The following is a 16,018-nucleotide window of genomic DNA, read 5'->3' as shown; positions in this document are numbered from 1 at the left end:
GAGGTAGGGGTACTTCCCGGACAGGGCCACGCCCTGCGGGGTGCCGGTCAGGATCACGTCACCGGGTTCGAGCGCGAGGTACTGGCTGAGATGCCACACCAGGTACTCGACGCCGAAGATCATGTCCGCGGTGGTGGAGTCCTGGCGGGGTTCGCCGTTGACCCAGCTGCGCAGCCGGAGACGGGTGTGGTCCACCTCGTCGGGCGTGACCAGCCACGGGCCCAGCGGGCTGAAACCGGGTGAGCACTTGCCCTTGCTCCACTGGCCGCCGGAGTCGGCGAGCTGGAACTGCCGTTCGGAGACGTCGTTGGCGACCACGAAACCCGCCACGTGCGCGAGACTGTCCGAAGTGGACTCCAGGTACAGTGCCCGCCTGCCGATCACGACCCCGAGTTCGACCTCCCAGTCCGTCCGCTCGCTGCCCGGCGGGATCGTCACCGGATCGGCGGGGCCGCCTACTGTGTTGGGGGTCTTGAGGAACAGGATCGGCACCTCGGGCGGGGCGGAACCGGATTCCGCGGCGTGTTCGGCGTAGTTCATCCCGATGCACAGCAGGGCCCCGGGCCGGGCGATCGGCGATCCGGCGCGCAGGGAAGCCGCGCCGGCCACCTCCGGCAGTCCGCCCGCTTCGAGCGCGGCACGCGCGGTGGCGATGCCGCCGGAGGCGAGGAAGGCGCCGTCGATGTCGGCGGTCAGTCCGGAAAGGTCGTAGGTCTTGCCGTCGTGGACGACGACGGGCCGTTCCTGGCCGGCGGGTCCCAGCCGGGCGAGCTTCACTGCTGTCTCCTCACGCGAGTGATCGGGTGTCTGACTCGGAATGCTAGGCAAAAGCGCCCCAGGATGCGAGCCTTGACGGGCATACATCGGATGTCTATCGTCCCTCTGGCATAGACCAGAAGAGGGAGAGTGTTCGTGGCCCGCATCATCGCCCTGCAGACGCACGACGTGCGTTTTCCCACCTCGATGACGTTGGACGGCTCCGACGCCATGAACCCGGACCCGGACTACTCGGCGGCCTATCTCCGCCTGCTCACCGACGCGGGCGACGGCCTGGAGGGGCACGGCTTCGTCTTCACCATCGGCCGCGGCAACGACGTCCAGGTCGCCGCGCTGCGGGCACTGGAAGGCCACCTCGTCGGCCGTGACGTCGAGCGGACGCTGGCCGATCTCGGCGGGATGTGGCACGAACTGGTGCACGACTCGCAGTTGCGCTGGCTCGGCCCCGAGAAGGGGATCATGCACATGGCCATCGGCGCGGCCGTCACCGCGCTGTGGGACCTGCGCGCCAAGCGCGAGGGCAAACCGCTGTGGCGGCTGCTGGCGTCGCTGACCCCGGAAGAGATCGTCGATCTGGTGGACTTCCGGTACCTCACCGACGCGCTCACCCGCGACGAGGCCCTGGAGATCCTCCGCGCCGCGCGACCGGGACGGGCCGAGCGCGAGAAACAGTTGCTGGCGCGGGGTTTTCCCGCCTACACCACCACACCCGGCTGGCTCGGCTACGACGACGGCAAGCTCGCCCGCCTGTGCCGGGAGGCGGTCGCCGACGGGTTCACGCAGATCAAGCTGAAGGTCGGAGCCGATCTGGAGGCCGACATCCGCAGGCTCGGCATCGCGCGGGAGGTGTGCGGGCCGGACATCCGCATCGCCGTGGACGCCAACCAGCGCTGGGACGTCGGCGACGCGATCCGGTGGATGGAGGCCCTGCGCCCGTTCGGCATCGCCTGGATCGAGGAGCCCACCAGCCCGGACGACGTGCTCGGGCACGCCGCGATCGCCAGGGCCGTCGCGCCGATCCCGGTCGCCACCGGGGAGCACGCCGCGAACCGCGTGCTGTTCAAGCAGTTCCTGCAGGCCGGTGCGCTGTCGGTGCTCCAGCTGGACGCGACGCGGGTGGCCGGGGTCAACGAGAACATCGCGATCCTGTTGCTGGCGGCCAAGTTCGGGGTGCCGGTGTGCCCGCACGCCGGGGGAGTCGGACTGTGCGAGGCCGTGCAGCACCTGTCGATGTTCGACTACGTGGCGGTGTCGGGCAGCACCGACAACCGCATGATCGAGTACGTCGACCACCTTCACGAGCACTTCGTGACCCCGGTGGAGGTCCACAAGGGACGGTACTTCCCGCCGGGGGCGCCGGGCGCGGGCACGGAGATGCTCGCGGCGTCCATCGCGGAGTACACGCATGTCTGACCTGTTACCGGGACGGTTCGCGCTCGGCACCGCGAACCTCGGCAACCTCTACGCGCCGATGAGCGACGGGCAGGCGCACGCGGTGCTGGAAGCCGCCTGGGACGCCGGGGTCCGCTACTTCGACACCGCACCGCACTACGGGCTCGGGTTGTCCGAACGCCGCCTCGGGGCGTTCCTGGCGACGAAACCACGGGACGAGTTCGTCGTGTCCACCAAGGCCGGAAGGCTGCTCGTGCCCGATCCCGCCGGCGCCGCCGGACTGGACCTGGCGCACCTGTTCCACGTGCCCGCCGATCGCCGGCGGGTCTGGGACTTCTCCGCGGACGGGGTGCGGCGCAGCCTCGAGGGGTCGCTGGCCAACCTGGGACTCGACCGGGTCGACCTCCTCTACCTGCACGATCCCGAGGAGTACGACCTCGGCAAGGCACTGGCGGAAGGGCTTCCGGCCCTGGCCGGGCTGCGGGCCGAGGGAGCCGTCTCCGGGATCGGGATCGGCTCGAAATCGGCGCCCGCGCTGGCCGCCGGGGCCCGCAGCGGCCTGCTCGACGTGCTGATGGTCGCGGGCCGGTTCACCCTGCTCGATCAGGAAGCGCTCGACGAACTGCTCCCCGAATGCCGCGCCCGCGGGCTGGACTTGGCCGCCGCGGGCGTGTTCAACTCGGGCCTGCTGGCCACCCCGTCCCCGTCGGAAACGGCGCGCTACGAGTACGGCGCGGTGCCGCCCGGGATCCTCGTCCGGGCTCGCGAGATCGCCGCCGTCTGCGCGGAGTTCGCCGTCGACCTGCCCACCGCGGCCCTGCACTATCCGCTGCGGGAGGCGGCGGTGGCCACGGTGGTCGCCGGTGCCGCCACCCCGGAGGAGGTGCGGCAGAACGCGAGGCGGCTGGAGGGCCCGGTACCGGGCGAACTGTGGACGACACTGCGAGAAAAGGGACTGATCCGGCAATGACGACGGAGCAGACGGAGCAGATGGAGCAGACGGAGCGGGTGGTGGACGCCCACCTCCACCTGTGGGACCTGTCGGTGAGCGACTATTCCTGGCTGCCGCCCGGCGGCCCGTTGCACACCACGTTCACCGCGGAGCGGGCGCGGTCGGAGCTGGACGCGGCGGGTGTCGCCGCGGCGATCCTGGTGCAGGCCGAGGATTCCGAGGCCGACACCGGGTTCCTGCTCGGCCAGGCCGGGCGGCACGACTGGATCGCCGGTGTCGTCGGCTGGGTGCGCCTGGACGATCCCGCCACCGCGGAACGGCAACTCGACCGCTGGCGGGAGGGTACGACCGCGTTGTGCGGCGTGCGGCACCTGGTGCACGACGACCCGAGGGACGATTTCCTCGCCCTGCCCGGGGTCCGCCGGTCGCTGGCCCTGCTGGCGGAGGCCGGCCTGCCCTTCGACGTGCCGGACGCGTGGCCGCGGCACCTGGACGGCGTCGCCGGGCTGGCCGCCGCGCTGCCCGGCCTGACGATCGTGGTGGACCATCTCGGGAAACCACCCCGCGACCGGGATTCCTTCGCCGACTGGCGGAAAACGCTGCGCAGGGTGGCGGAGCGGCCCAACACCGTGGCGAAGCTTTCGGGCCTGCAGGTTCCCGGTGAACCGTTCACTGTGGACGCCGTGCGGCCCGCGGTGGAGACGGCGTTCGAGTTCTTCGGGCCCCAGCGCCTGATGTACGGCGGGGACTGGCCGATGACCGAGCCCTTCGGCGGTTACGGGCAGGCGTGGTCGGTCCTGTCGCAGCTTCTGGGCGAGCTGTCCGGGGCCGAGCGGGCCCATGTCCTGTCGGGCACCGCAAGCGTGGTCTACGGCCTCCCGGAGCGTGTCCGGTGACCGGCGTGATGACGGGCCCCGACGTGCTGCTCGAAGTCGAAGGGGTGAACAAGAGCTTCCCCGGGGTGCGGGCCCTGCACGACATGCGGCTCGAACTGCGCTCGGGCGAAGTGCTGGCGCTGGTGGGCGAGAACGGCGCGGGCAAATCCACGCTGATGAAACTGCTGTCGGGCATCCACACCCCCGACTCCGGCAGTTTCCGGCTCGGCGGGCGGCCGTACGAGCCGTCCGGTCCGCGCCACGCGCTCGAAACCGGGATCAGCATCATCCACCAGGAGTTCAACCTGGTGCCGCATCTGACCGTGGCCCAGAACATCTTCATCGGCCGGGAACCGCGGCGCGCCCGGGTGCTGCTCGACGAGCGCAGGCTCAACGCCGATGCCGCCGAACTGCTGGACCGGTTGCACCTGCCGCTGGACCCGCGCGCGGTGGCCGGGGAGCTCACCGTCGCCCACCAGCAGATGGTCGAGATCGCCAAGGCGCTGTCCTACCGGCCCCGGGTGCTGATCATGGACGAGCCGACCGCCGCGCTCAACGACGCCGAGGTCGCCACCCTGCACGGGCTGATCCGCCGCTTCACCGGCCCGGGCACCGGGGTCATCTACATCTCGCACCGGATGGAGGAGATCAAGCGGATCGCCGACCGGGTCACCGTGATCCGCGACGGCGAGTACATCGGCACGCGGGAAATGGCCGGGGTGACCACGCCGGAGATCATCGCGCTCATGGTGGGCAGGGCGATCGACACCGAGGCCCGGCCCCAGGACGTGCGAGCCGGCCGCGAAGTCGTGCTGAGTGTGCGGGGACTGAGCACCAAGGCGCTGCTCAAGGACGTGTCGTTCGACCTGCGGCACGGGGAGATCCTCGGCTTCGCCGGGCTGATGGGGGCGGGCCGCACGGAGGTGGCGAGGGCGCTGGTCGGCGCCGACCGGCCCACCGGGGGCAGCGTCACCCTGCACGGCAGGCCGGTGCGCATCGGCAACCCGGCGGACGCGGCGAAGCTCGGCATCGGCTACCTCTCGGAGGACCGCAAGCGGTACGGCCTGCTGCTGGAGCAGGACGTGAAGGCCAACATCGCGCTGTCCGCGCTGGCCGATTCCTTCACCAGGGCCGGTTTCGTCGCCGACCGCGCGCTGCGGGCTACCGCCGAGCGCTACGTCGGCACCCTGCGCATCAAGACGCCCTCGGTGGACCAGACCGCCAGGAACCTGTCCGGGGGCAACCAGCAGAAGGTGGTCATCGCCAAGTGGCTGGCCAAGGACTGCGACGTCCTCATCTTCGACGAGCCGACCCGCGGGATCGACGTCGGGGCGAAGGAGGAGATCTACCAGTTGCTGGGCGAACTGGCCGCTCAGGGCAAGTCGATCATCATGATCTCCTCGGAACTGCCGGAGATCCTGCGGATGTCGCACCGGGTCGTGGTGATGAGCGAGGGCAGGGTCACGCGCGTGCTCCAGGCCGCCGAGGCGACCCAGGAAACGATCATGCACTACGCCACCGTGCGGCCGGACGAGCTTCCCGGTGACGGCGAGGACGAGGAACAGAAGGCGGGACGGCCATGACAGCGGTGAAGACCACGGCGGGGCAGCGTCGGCAGGAGGCGGGCTGGACGGCGGCGATCAAGGGCAGGCTCCAGCAACTGCTGGCCTTCGCGAGCCTGATCGTGATCTACGCGTTCTTCTCGTTCGCGAGCCCGTTCTTCTTCTCCTACGGCAACTTCATGGCCATCCTGTTCTCCACGGTGGTCATCGGGACGCTGGCGATCGGCACCACCTTCGTCATCATCACCTCGGGCATCGACCTGTCCATCGGGACGGGGATGGCGCTGTGCGCGGTGATGTCCGGGGTGTTCCTGGTGAACATCCACCTGCCGCTGGCGCTCGGCGTGCCGCTGGCGATCCTGTTCGGCGGGCTCATGGGACTGGTCAACGGGATCACCATCGCGGTGCTGCGGATCCCGCCGTTCATCGCGACGCTGGCGATGATGCTGGTCGCCGAGGGGCTCGCGCTGGTGCTCTCGCACAGTACCCCGATCTACTTCAACGACGTGGCGGGCTACACCGACCTCTCCATCGGCACCCTGATCCCGAACGTGCCGAATGCGGTGCTGATCCTGCTGGTGGTCGCGATCATCGCGGGCGTGCTGCTGACCAAGAGTGTTTTGGGCCGCTACACCTATTCCATCGGCAGCAACGAGGAAGCGACGGCGCTGTCGGGCATCGACGTCCGCAAGTGGAAGATCGCCGTCTACGCGTTCGCCGGGCTGTTCACCGGGCTCGCCGGGGTGCTGATCTCGGCCCGGCTGGGCTCGGCGCAGCCGGCCACCGGCATGGGATACGAGTTGCAGGCGATCGCCGCCGTGGTGATCGGCGGGACCTCGCTGTCCGGGGGCAAGGGCTCCATCATCGGCACCCTGATCGGCGCGCTGATCATTTCGGTGCTCAACAACGGCCTGCAGATCATGTCGATTCCCCAGGAATGGCAGAACGTCATCCTGGGCTGCGTGATCCTGGTGGCCGTCTACATGGACCGCATCCGGAAAAAGGAAGCGTGAACCAGAACAAAGGAGATCTGGTAATGAAGATGCGCAAGATCGTCGCGGCGGTCACCGGGGCCGCGATGGCAGTGGTGCTGACCGCCTGCGGGCAGGGCGGCGGCGCCGGTTCCTCCGGGAGCAACCCGCTCATCGCGATCGTTTCGAAGGGCTTCCAGCACCAGTTCTGGCAGGCGGTGAAGAAGGGCGCCGAGGACGAGGCCGCCGCCAAGGGCGCCCGCGTCACCTTCGTCGGCCCTGCCACCGAAAAGGACGTCGAGCAGCAGGTCAACATGCTGACCAACGAGCTCGCGAAATCGCCGCAGGCACTGGGGTTCGCCGCGCTGGACTCGAAGGCCGCCGCGCCGCTGCTGCAGCAGGCGAAGGCGCAGAAGATCCCGGTCGTCGCCTTCGACTCCGGTGTGGACAGTGACGTCCCGGTCACCACCGTGGCCACCGACAACAAGGCGGCGGCCGCGGAGGCCGCCAAGCACCTGGCCCAGCAGCTCGGCGGCCAGGGCAAGGTGGCCATGGTGGTGCACGACCAGACCAGCCTGTCCGGCAAGGACCGGCGGGACGGCTTCCTGGACTGGATGCGCCGGAACGCGCCGGGCATCACCGTCCTGCCGCCCCAGTACGGCGGTGGCGACCAGCTGGAGTCGGCCAACATCACCAAGTCGATCCTGCAGGCGAATCCCGACCTCAAGGGCATCTACGCGTCGAACGAGGGTTCGGCGATCGGGGTCATCAAGGGCGTGCAGGAAAGCGGCCGGAGCGGCATCACCATCGCCGGCTTCGACTCGGGCAAGGCGCAGATCGACGCGATCAACGGCGGAGTGGAGTCCGGTGCGGTCACCCAGGACCCGGTCGACATGGGCCGCCAGCTCGTCGACGCGGCGTTGAAGGCGATCAAGGGCGAGCAGCTGCCCAAGCGCATCGACACCGCCTTCTACTGGTACGACAAGAGCAACATCAACGACCCGAAGATCCAGGCCGCGCTGTACCAGTGAGCCGTGCCGGGTGCGTCACCGTCGCGGCGGCGCACCCGGTGCTCACTTCAGGCGCGGGATCGGCCGGTGCCCACCCGTTTTCCGCGAGGCGTGCAGGGTGAGCGCGAGGCACAGCAGGTTGCAGGCGAGAAACAGCAACGGGAAGTCGAGCAGTGCGGCACCCGCGGCCACCAGTGCGAGACCCGCGACGGCGAGCGCCACCCGCAGCGCGGCCGTGTTGAACCGGGTCCGCGGCTCGCCCCGGCCGAGGCTGGCCGCGAGCGCGGGATCGCTCTCGGCGAGGCTGCGCTCCAGCATGTGCAGTTCGCGTCGTTCCCCGGGAGTGAGCATCCTTGCCTCCCCGTCCGAGCGGGTCGAGCAGGGGAATTCCCCGTCTCATCGAGGCTAATCGCTCACCGCGGCGGCTTGTAGAGGCCGATGGTGGGGTAAGGACGCCTTGAGGACACGCGCCCGAAATGGGGTTGCAGTCTTCCTGTCACAGTGCGGGGCCGGGGTGCCCGGCCGGGCCGTGAAGGGTCCCTTCACAGTCAATATGGCCGTGAAGGGACCCTTCACGGCCGTCTCCGGCGGGGGCGGGCGGAGGTCCGCCGCCGGAAGAACCGGGCCGCGACCGCCACGACGGGGAGGGAAGCAGCGAAGGCCGCCGCGGCGCGCTTCTTGCGCTGCCGCGCCTTGCCAGGGCTCTTCGGCGCGGGAGTGGGGACCCATGCTGAGGCTTTGCGCATCGCTGCGACGTACGGTCGCTTCCCCTCCTCGCGCGGGGAAAGGACGACCATGGCGGAACTGGTGCCGCCGATCCAGACTTCCGCCTTCTCGGCGCCCGGCAGCCTGCCCGCGGAAACCCGGCGCAGCGTGCCCCTTCCCCCGGCGTCGTAGTCCACCTCGATCGTCGTGCTTCGGCTGGCGCGCGTGACCCGCGCCGAGCCGTGGTGCCAGCCGGTGCGCCGCACCGCCGCGAAGCGCCGCCGCCAGACGACCGCGTGCGTGCAGCAGGCGACGACACCGCCCCACCCGCCGAGGCACACGATGACGCACAGGGTTTCCGGCTGGATCGTAGACGACGGTCACCGGCCGACCGCGGGGGTAGCGGTGCCGGGAATCGAGCGTAATGTCCCCCGTCAGCACCGTGCCGTTCGCCGGGTAGCTCACCTCGATCGACCAGGCACCGCGAGGCGGCGTGTCCTCCGAGAGCACCGTCCCGGTCACCCGGGTACCGGTGTCCAGCAGCCGCTGGGCGGAGCCGGACAGCGCGCCCACCCCGGCGAGGCCGCCCAGCAGCAGGCCGAAGAACGGCAGGGTCCAGGCGAGGGCCAGCCAGGACAGGCGCCGCAGCCGCCGCAGCTGCGCGGCCAGGTCCAGGCGGGGATCGCTCCTCCGCCCGGGAACGGGCGGGAGCGGGCGCCGGGTGCGGCGCGGCGACCGGTTCACACTTCCCCAGAGGCCACCACGCGATGCTACAACCCTCAGCACTGGTCCGGCGCCGAAATCGGCATGACTTCAAGGCGCCCTTCAAAATACCCAAAAGCGGCCCGGGCGTGGAACCCACGCGCACTCCGGCCGCAGGCGATCGCTGTGACGCAGCTCACTGAGGTTAGACGATACAACCTTTGATTAATTCTGGTGTTCCCGTCGCTCTCCGTTTACGGTGTCCGGACTGGTGAAACCTTGGATCGTCGCCGCCCGGTGGCGATCCGACCGCGAACTCCCCAAGACGGGAAGGGATTTTCGATGACGCAAACCCCTGAGGCCGGATCGCCGCCGGACACGACGGCCCCGCCGGCGCCCGCCGCGGGCACGAGCCCCGCACAGCTACGCCGCGTGATCGGCGCGAGCCTCGTCGGCACGACGATCGAGTGGTACGACTTCTTCATCTACGCCTCGGCCGCCGGTCTGGTGTTCGGCAAGTTCTTCTTCCCGACGCTCGACGGGACCGCGGCCCTGCTCGCCTCGTTCGCCACGCTCGGCGTCAGTTTCGTCGCCCGTCCGCTCGGCGGCATCATCGCCGGGCACCTCGGCGACCGGCTGGGGCGCAAGGCCGTCCTGGTCGCCACCCTGCTGCTGATGGGCATTTCGACGATTGGGGTCGGCCTGCTGCCGGGCTACAAGTCCATCGGCGTCGCCGCGCCCGCGCTGCTGGTGGTGCTGCGTCTGCTGCAGGGCCTGTCCGCGGGCGGCGAATGGGGCGGCGCGGCCCTGATGTCGGTGGAGCACGCGCCCACCGGACGCCGCGGTTTCTTCGGCTCCTTCCCGCAGATCGGCGTCCCGATCGGGCTCCTGCTGGCCAACCTGGTGTTCTTCACCGTTTCGTCGTTCACCACCAGCGAGCAGTTCGCGGCCTGGGGCTGGCGGATCCCGTTCCTGCTCAGCATCGTCCTGATCGCGGTCGGGTTCTTCGTGCGGTCCCGCGTCGGGGAGAGCCCCGTGTTCAGCGAGCTGCGCCGCCGCCGGGCCCAGCACAGCGCGCCGCTGGCGCAGCTGATGCGCACCAGCCGGCGCGAACTCGTGGTCGCGATCGGACTGTTCATCGCCAACAACATGGTCGGCTACATCCTGATCGCCTTCATCAACTCCTACGGCACCCGCACGCTGAAGCTGTCGAGTGCCACCATGCTGTTCGTCGGCATGGTCGGCGCGGTGGGCTGGGGCGTGTTCACCCTGCTCGCCGGTGTCTGGAGCGACCGGTGGGGCCGCCGCCGCACCTACCTGGTCGGCGTCCTGGCCATGGCGGCGTGGACGTTCCCGTTCTTCCTGCTCTTCGACACGCGTTCGGTGCCGCTGCTGCTGGTCGCCGTGCTCGTGCTGTCCTTCGGCCTCGGCCTGACCTACGGGCCGCAGGCGGCGACCTACGCGGAGCTGTTCCCGGCCGCCGTCCGCTACAGCGGTGTCTCCTTCGCCTACGCCTTCGGCGCCATCCTCGGTGGCGGGTTCGCGCCGATGGTGGCGACCTGGCTGATCGGGGTGACCGGTACCGCGCTGTCGGTGTCGGCGTACATGCTGCTGGCGTGCCTGGTGACCCTGGCCGCGGTGCTCGCCCTGCGGGAACGGCCCGTCGCCGAGCGGGAAGCGTTCGTCACCGGCACCGACTGACCCGCCCGGGGCCGCACTTCGACGGCGAAGTGCGGCCCCGGCCGGCTCACACCACCTGGGCCAGGAACTTGTTCGCCTCCGCCTGCCGGCGATAGTCCGCGGGCTCGGCGACGCACACCGGGCACCAGTGGCCCGCGGTGAGGATCAGGCGCGGGCTGCCGCGGAAGGTGTGGCCGTCCGCGCACTTCCAGTCCAGGGGAGTGGTGTAGGGCTCGGGCGGCAGCGCTCCGGAGACCAGGGCGCCGCCGCGGAAGTCCGCCGCGGCGGCCAGGTCGTCGAGCGTCCAGGTTGCCGGGTCCTTCGCCTCGTCGTAGCCGTGGTCCACAAAGGACGGCGTCTTCGACGGCCGGGGCGGGGAGAAGGTGGACCAGTCCCCGATGGCCGCCCATTCCCCGCGTGAGCCGAAGAACGCGCGGATATGGGCCTCGTCGTCCGATTCGATCCAGCTCATCGTGCCGCGCGGCCTGCGCACGAGCGGCGCCGTGACGAACCGCTTCACCAGCCACGCCGGAACCCGGCCCGCCAGCCGCAGGCTCCCTGGCGCCTCGGCCACCGCTCGGGCGAGCGCTTCGCCGAAGGTGTCGGAGCGGAAGGGGACGAGCTCTTCGAGCCGGTCGGAATCGGTGTACCACTGGCCGTGGAAGTTCCTGGTGGCGAACCAGTCGCGGGCGAAGAACCGGCGCACGTCCCGTACTCCCAGCGCGCCCAGCAGGCGCACCTGGAATTCCCAGTTGGTCAGGCGCCACTCTTCGCCGCCGCCGATGTTGTAGACGCCGCCCCAGAACTCCTCCGGCACCCCGTCCTCGCACGCGTTGACCAGCAGCCGGGCCGAATCACCCACCGACGCCCATTCCATGACCCCCGCCAGCGGGGTGTGCGTCATGATCGGGTCGCGGATCCCGAGCAGGCCGGGGTGGAAGATGCCGGTCTGCCGCAGCCAGGCCCAGCGGCGCAGCCCGGAGTCGACGAGCGCCCGCTCGGCTTCGATCTTGCTCTGCGCGTAGACGTCGAACTCCGAAGCCTTGACGGGATCCCCGATCCGCCCCCAGTGGTGCGGCGGATTGCGATCGCCGGTCTCGGCGATCGACCCGATCATGACGACCCCGACCGCGTCCGGGTCGGGCCTGGCCCGCACCGCGCGGATGATGTTGCGCGCACCGCCGACGTTGACCGCGCGGGTGAGTTCGGGATGGTCGTCGGCGAACGGGGAGACGACGGCGCCGACGTGCACCACGTAGTCCGCGTCCCGGACGCAGCGCTCGACGGGTTCGTAGTCGGTGAGGTCGCCGAACACGAAAGAGGCCCGGCCGGCGAATTCGGCGACGACCGGATGGCCGCTTTCGGCGGGCAGCACCAGCGCCACCACCTCGAACCGGTCGGACCGCGCGACGAACTCGCGCAGCGCCTCCCGCCCCCAGTTCCCGGTCGCTCCGGTGAGGAACACCTTCCTGCGCCTGGTGGTCATGGGGCTCTCCGTTCGATCGGCGGTGCTCTCGTGGGAACGCTCTCCGGAACACCGCGACAATACAACAGGTGTCGATAACTGGACGAGTGTTGAGAAAACCCGGAGATATCGGGCAGGATGGGCCGGTGTCCTACGTCGACCCCCGGGTGGCGCGCTCGCAGCAGGCGTTCCGGGCGGCGCTGCTGAGTCTCGCCGCCGGTGAAGAGGAACGGGTGAGCGTCACGAAGGTGTGCACCCGGGCCGGGTTGAACCGCACGACCTTCTACCTGCACTACACCGATGTCGACGATCTGCTGGCCGACACGCTGGAGGATCTCGCCGGGCGGGCCGTCGTCCACTGGCGTGCCGACCTCGCGAACCAGCCGGGGGAGCGCTTCGCCGAACTGGCCCGCCAGTCGTTGCTGTCCTACCTCCAACACGTCGAGCGCCATCGCGCGCTTTATCGCTGGGCGCTGGGGGAGCAGGGCAGTTCGCCCGCGGTGCTCCGGGTGCTCGGAGGCTGCGCCGACGCGGTCGTCGCCGCGCTGGCGGCCTCCCCGGAAGCGGAGAGGGCCGGGACCCACGGGCTCCGGCTGTCCGCGTTCCTGGCCGGCGCGATGGTCGGCGTCCTCGCCCAGTGGGTGAGACAGGAACGGCCCGAGCCGCCGGAGGCGCTGATGGAGTGGCTGTGGGCCGAGTTGACGCTCCACTCGCGCGAGCGCGCGGTCCGCGCTCGCTGACCGGGTTCACGCCGGGTTCAGGCCAAGGCGCGCCAGGTTTCGGTCAGGGCCGACCGGAATCCGTCCACCTGCTTCCCGGTGAGCGGGGCGGCCAGCCGTCGTTCCAGGTCCGCGACCGCTTCGGCGTTGTCCGCCAGCACTTTCCGCCCCGCGTCGCTGAGGTGGACCAGCAGTTCCCTCCGGTTGGCGGGATTGCGCTCGCGGTGCACGAGCCCGCGCTCTTCCAGACCGTGCACCATGTCGGCCATCGACTGGGCGGTGACGAACGAGTTGCGGGCCAGCTGTGCGGCGGGGACGCCGTCGTGTTGTTCGAGCACGGTGAGCGCGGTGTACTGGAGTGCGGTGATGCCCGAGGGCTTGAGCAGTTCTTCGAGATGTGCGCGGACGACGAGTTCCAGCCGCTTGATCGCGTAGAGCAGGGAGGCCGGCTGCCGGGACAACTGCCTTCTCCCGGTGGGCTTCGGTTTCGGTGCGGCCACCGGGACAGCCTACGACAGTGAGACGACATTGACAGGAAACCTGTCTTTCAAGGAGAGTGGTGCGCGTCAGGTTTCCTCTCTTTCCCGGTCGCCGTTCCCACCCTCCCCGTACTCCTGCCCACGGAGAAGGAGCCGGCATGAGTCTCGACCTCGACACGATCGTCGCCATCGACGTGCACACCCACGCCGAGACCGACGGATGCGGCCACTACGCGCTGCCCGACGAGTTCAGGGCCGGTGCGGGGGCCTACTTCGGCACTCGGGGCGGACCACCCGACCTGCACCAGCTGGCCGGCCACTACCGGCAGCGCCGGATGGCGGCCGTGGTGTTCACCGTGGACGCCGAAGCGGCGCTGGGCCACCCGCGCCTGCGCAACGAGGACGTCGCGGCGGCCGCCGCGGAGCACTCCGACGTGCTCATCCCGTTCGGCAGCATCGATCCCGCGAAGGGCAGGGCCGGAGTGGCCGAGGCACGCCGCCTGGTCACCGGGCACGGGGTGCGCGGGTTCAAATTCCACCCGAGCATCCAGGCCTTCTTCCCGGACGACCGCGCCGCCTATCCGCTGTACGAGGCGATCAGCGAACTCGGGGTCCCCGCGTTGTTCCACTCCGGACAGACGGGAATCGGTGCGGGGCTACCCGGCGGCGGTGGCATCCGGCTGAAGTACTCGAACCCGATGCACCTCGACGACGTGGCCGCCGACTTCCCGGATCTGACCATCATCATCGCGCACCCGTCCTTCCCTTGGCAGGACGAGGCGCTCGCGATCGCGACGCACAAGCCCAATGTCTACATCGACCTGTCCGGCTGGTCGCCGAAATACTTCCCGCCCCAGCTGGTCCGCTACGCCAACACCCTCCTCAAGCACAAGGTGCTGTTCGGGTCGGACTTCCCCCTGATCACCCCCGACCGGTGGCTCGAGGACTTCGCCGGGCTCGGCATCAAGGACGAGGTGCGCCCGCTCATCCTGCGCGAGAACGCCATCCGGGCATTGGGGCTGGCGGGATGACCGGCATCGGAGTCGGTTCGTGGCCACGGCGGCGCGCCCGCATGGACCCCGGTGCGGTCGCCCTCGTCCAGGGCGAGCGCAGGCTCACCTACGGCGGGCTGGCCCGGCGCACGGCGGCGCTGGCCGCCGCCCTGTCCGGGCTGGGCGTGCGCAAGGGCGACCGGGTCGCCTATCTCGGGCCGAACGCGATCGCCACCTTCGAAGCCTTCTTCGCCACCACCAGCCTCGGGGCGATCCACGTCGCGCTCAACACGCGGCTCACCGCGGCCGAACTTTCCTTCCTGCTGGACGATTCCGGGGCGCGCGTGCTCTTCCTCGCCCCGGAAACGGAGGCCGAGGGGCTCGCCGCCGTCGAAGCGAGCACCACCCGGCCCCGCGTCGTGCGGCTGGCCGCGGAGTACGAGCGCCTCGTCGACGAGCGGACCGGCCGGGACCCTGCGCCGGTGGAGGTCGCCCTGGACGACCCGGCGCTGATCCTCTACACCTCGGGAACCACCGGCAGGCCCAAGGGCGCCGTGCTGACCCACGGCAACATCACCTGGAACACGTTCAACCAGTTCGCGCACATCACCCTCGGCCACGATGACGTGGCGCTGTGCTCGGCGCCGCTGTTCCACGTGCTGGGGCTCGGTCAGATCACCCTGCCCACCCTGTACGCGGGCGGGACGGTGGTGGTCACCGCCGGGTTCGACCCCGGCGACTTCCTCGCCGCCATCGAGCGGGAGCGCGCCACGGCGTTCCCGCTGGCGCCCACCATGCTGCAGATGCTGTGCGATCATCCCGACTGGGAAAACGCGGATCTCTCTTCGGTCCGGCTGGTCGTCTTCGGCGGTTCCCCGGTGCCGGAACGCGTCGCGAAGAGCTGGCTGGCCCGGGGAATCCAGGCGCTGCAAGGGTATGGCCTGACCGAGGCGGCCCCGGGCGTGTTCATGGCGCTGGGCCGCGGCGCGCGGGAGCGGCCCACCTCGGCCGGAGTGCCGCACTTCTTCGTCGAGGTCGCGCTTCTGACGCCGGACGGGGAGATCGTGACCGGGCCGGGGCAGGGCGAGCTGCTCGTGAAGGGGCCCAACGTGTTCTCCGGGTACTGGAACCGGCCGGACGCCACGGCCGGCGCGTTCGTCGACGGCTGGTTCCGCACCGGCGACGTGGTGCGCCTCGGTGAGGACGGGTGGGCGCAGATCGTCGACCGGGTCAAGGACATGATCATCTCCGGCGGTGAAAACGTCTACCCCGCCGAAGTCGAGGCAGCCATCGGGGAACTCGAGGCGGTGGAGGACTGCGCCGTCGTGGCCGTTCCCGATGCCCGGTGGGGCGAGACCGGCATGGCGTTCGTGGTCACCCGGCCCGCCTGCCGCCTCGGCGAGGAGGAGATCCTCACGCACCTGCGGCACCGCCTCGCGAAGTACAAGATCCCCCGCTACTTCACCTTCTGTCCCGCCCTGCCGCGCAACGCCACCGGGAAGATCCAGCGCCGCGTGCTGCGCGAGCAGGCCCGGACCCTCCGGCCGAACGACGCCCCCTCCTGAAGTCCCACGCTCGTGCGCGCGTGTCCCACCCTCAGGCCGGTGAGTCCCACCCTCGTGCAGACGAGTTGCCCGCTCAGGCGGGGATGGGTGCCGTGAGGGGGCCCCTCACGGCACCGCACAGCTCGCCTGCAGGCACGTCACCCCCGGAGAAGGGCGCCTCGCGGACCGAACG

15 protein-coding genes are annotated in these 16,018 nt (G+C 70.3%); 10 read left to right on the top strand and 5 right to left on the bottom strand.

What is annotated here, in order from left to right; genetic code table 11:
- Nucleotides 1-777, bottom strand: a 777-nt coding sequence (locus tag FNH05_RS14025; RefSeq protein WP_144588215.1) for a fumarylacetoacetate hydrolase family protein, incomplete at its 3' end; no start/stop codon positions are given.
- 135 nt (nucleotides 778-912) lie between these two features.
- Between FNH05_RS14025 and FNH05_RS14020 the strand changes: the two genes are divergently transcribed.
- From FNH05_RS14020 to FNH05_RS13995, 6 genes are read left to right on the top strand one after another with little or no spacing between them, the layout of a single operon-like run.
- Entirely contained in the window at nucleotides 913-2,190 is a 1,278-nt protein-coding gene (locus FNH05_RS14020) for an L-fuconate dehydratase (RefSeq protein WP_144588213.1), read from the top strand.
- Complete coding sequence (locus tag FNH05_RS14015) at nucleotides 2,183-3,139, top strand: aldo/keto reductase (RefSeq protein WP_144588211.1); 957 nt, start codon at nucleotides 2,183-2,185, stop codon at nucleotides 3,137-3,139. Before FNH05_RS14020 ends, FNH05_RS14015 begins: the two co-directional genes overlap by 8 nt.
- A complete protein-coding gene (locus FNH05_RS14010) occupies nucleotides 3,136-4,017 on the top strand; it encodes an amidohydrolase family protein (protein WP_246127726.1) in 882 nt (293 codons plus the stop codon). The genes FNH05_RS14015 and FNH05_RS14010 overlap by 4 nt, the downstream gene beginning before the upstream one ends.
- 8 nt (nucleotides 4,018-4,025) lie before the next feature.
- Complete coding sequence (locus FNH05_RS14005; protein WP_186382536.1) at nucleotides 4,026-5,579, top strand: sugar ABC transporter ATP-binding protein; 1,554 nt, start codon at nucleotides 4,026-4,028, stop codon at nucleotides 5,577-5,579.
- The gene (locus FNH05_RS14000; RefSeq protein ID WP_144588207.1) at nucleotides 5,576-6,571 is read left to right on the top strand and encodes an ABC transporter permease; all 996 of its coding nucleotides are present in this window, start codon (nucleotides 5,576-5,578) and stop codon (nucleotides 6,569-6,571) included. The genes FNH05_RS14005 and FNH05_RS14000 overlap by 4 nt, the downstream gene beginning before the upstream one ends.
- A gap of 23 nt (nucleotides 6,572-6,594) precedes the next feature.
- Nucleotides 6,595-7,560: an ABC transporter substrate-binding protein gene (locus tag FNH05_RS13995; protein WP_144588205.1), complete on the top strand. Its 966-nt coding sequence runs from the start codon at nucleotides 6,595-6,597 to the stop codon at nucleotides 7,558-7,560.
- A 42-nt stretch (nucleotides 7,561-7,602) separates the two neighbouring features.
- On the opposite strand, the gene FNH05_RS13990 is transcribed toward FNH05_RS13995, so the two are convergent.
- Complete coding sequence (locus tag FNH05_RS13990) at nucleotides 7,603-7,890, bottom strand: DUF3040 domain-containing protein (protein WP_144588202.1); 288 nt, start codon at nucleotides 7,888-7,890, stop codon at nucleotides 7,603-7,605.
- Between the two features lie 221 nt (nucleotides 7,891-8,111).
- Nucleotides 8,112-8,585, bottom strand: a complete 474-nt coding sequence (locus FNH05_RS38050; protein WP_186382535.1) for a hypothetical protein — start codon at nucleotides 8,583-8,585, stop codon at nucleotides 8,112-8,114.
- Between the two features lie 703 nt (nucleotides 8,586-9,288).
- Between FNH05_RS38050 and FNH05_RS13980 the strand changes: the two genes are divergently transcribed.
- Complete coding sequence (locus FNH05_RS13980; protein WP_144588198.1) at nucleotides 9,289-10,647, top strand: MFS transporter; 1,359 nt, start codon at nucleotides 9,289-9,291, stop codon at nucleotides 10,645-10,647.
- Nucleotides 10,648-10,693: 46 nt separating this feature from the next.
- Here the strand turns inward: FNH05_RS13980 and FNH05_RS13975 are convergent, their stop codons facing one another.
- Entirely contained in the window at nucleotides 10,694-12,112 is a 1,419-nt protein-coding gene (locus tag FNH05_RS13975; RefSeq protein ID WP_144588196.1) for an NAD-dependent epimerase/dehydratase family protein, read from the bottom strand.
- Nucleotides 12,113-12,237: 125 nt separating this feature from the next.
- On the opposite strand from FNH05_RS13975, the gene FNH05_RS13970 reads away from it, so the two are divergent.
- Nucleotides 12,238-12,831 carry a TetR/AcrR family transcriptional regulator gene (locus FNH05_RS13970; protein ID WP_144588194.1) on the top strand — a complete coding sequence of 198 codons (594 nt, stop codon included), beginning with the start codon at nucleotides 12,238-12,240 and terminating at the stop codon, nucleotides 12,829-12,831.
- Between the two features lie 17 nt (nucleotides 12,832-12,848).
- Here FNH05_RS13970 and FNH05_RS13965 read toward each other — a convergent pair whose 3' ends face one another.
- Complete coding sequence (locus tag FNH05_RS13965) at nucleotides 12,849-13,310, bottom strand: MarR family winged helix-turn-helix transcriptional regulator (protein WP_144588192.1); 462 nt, start codon at nucleotides 13,308-13,310, stop codon at nucleotides 12,849-12,851.
- Nucleotides 13,311-13,447: 137 nt separating this feature from the next.
- On the opposite strand from FNH05_RS13965, the gene FNH05_RS13960 reads away from it, so the two are divergent.
- Nucleotides 13,448-14,320, top strand: a complete 873-nt coding sequence (locus tag FNH05_RS13960) for an amidohydrolase family protein (RefSeq protein ID WP_144588190.1) — start codon at nucleotides 13,448-13,450, stop codon at nucleotides 14,318-14,320.
- Entirely contained in the window at nucleotides 14,317-15,846 is a 1,530-nt protein-coding gene (locus tag FNH05_RS13955) for an acyl-CoA synthetase (RefSeq protein WP_144588189.1), read from the top strand. The genes FNH05_RS13960 and FNH05_RS13955 overlap by 4 nt, the downstream gene beginning before the upstream one ends.
- Nucleotides 15,847-16,018: the final 172 nt, after the last annotated feature.

The organism is Amycolatopsis rhizosphaerae (genome assembly GCF_007713715.1).
Taxonomy (GTDB): domain Bacteria; phylum Actinomycetota; class Actinomycetes; order Mycobacteriales; family Pseudonocardiaceae; genus Amycolatopsis_E; species Amycolatopsis_E rhizosphaerae.
This window is presented reverse-complemented; position numbering and strand designations above follow the sequence as displayed.

Bases quoted from the DNA above. Each gene is read 5' to 3' on its own strand.
- FNH05_RS14015 (WP_144588211.1), top strand. From the start codon at position 2,183: ATGTCTGACCTGTTACCGGGACGGTTCGCGCTCGGCACCGCGAACCTC.
- FNH05_RS14010 (WP_246127726.1), top strand. From the start codon at position 3,136: ATGACGACGGAGCAGACGGAGCAGATGGAGCAGACGGAGCGGGTGGTG.
- FNH05_RS14005 (WP_186382536.1), top strand. From the start codon at position 4,026: ATGACGGGCCCCGACGTGCTGCTCGAAGTCGAAGGGGTGAACAAGAGC.
- FNH05_RS14000 (WP_144588207.1), top strand. From the start codon at position 5,576: ATGACAGCGGTGAAGACCACGGCGGGGCAGCGTCGGCAGGAGGCGGGC.
- FNH05_RS13995 (WP_144588205.1), top strand. From the start codon at position 6,595: ATGAAGATGCGCAAGATCGTCGCGGCGGTCACCGGGGCCGCGATGGCA.
- FNH05_RS13990 (WP_144588202.1), bottom strand. From the start codon at position 7,890: ATGCTCACTCCCGGGGAACGACGCGAACTGCACATGCTGGAGCGCAGC.
- FNH05_RS13980 (WP_144588198.1), top strand. From the start codon at position 9,289: ATGACGCAAACCCCTGAGGCCGGATCGCCGCCGGACACGACGGCCCCG.
- FNH05_RS13975 (WP_144588196.1), bottom strand. From the start codon at position 12,112: ATGACCACCAGGCGCAGGAAGGTGTTCCTCACCGGAGCGACCGGGAAC.
- FNH05_RS13960 (WP_144588190.1), top strand. From the start codon at position 13,448: ATGAGTCTCGACCTCGACACGATCGTCGCCATCGACGTGCACACCCAC.
- FNH05_RS13955 (WP_144588189.1), top strand. From the start codon at position 14,317: ATGACCGGCATCGGAGTCGGTTCGTGGCCACGGCGGCGCGCCCGCATG.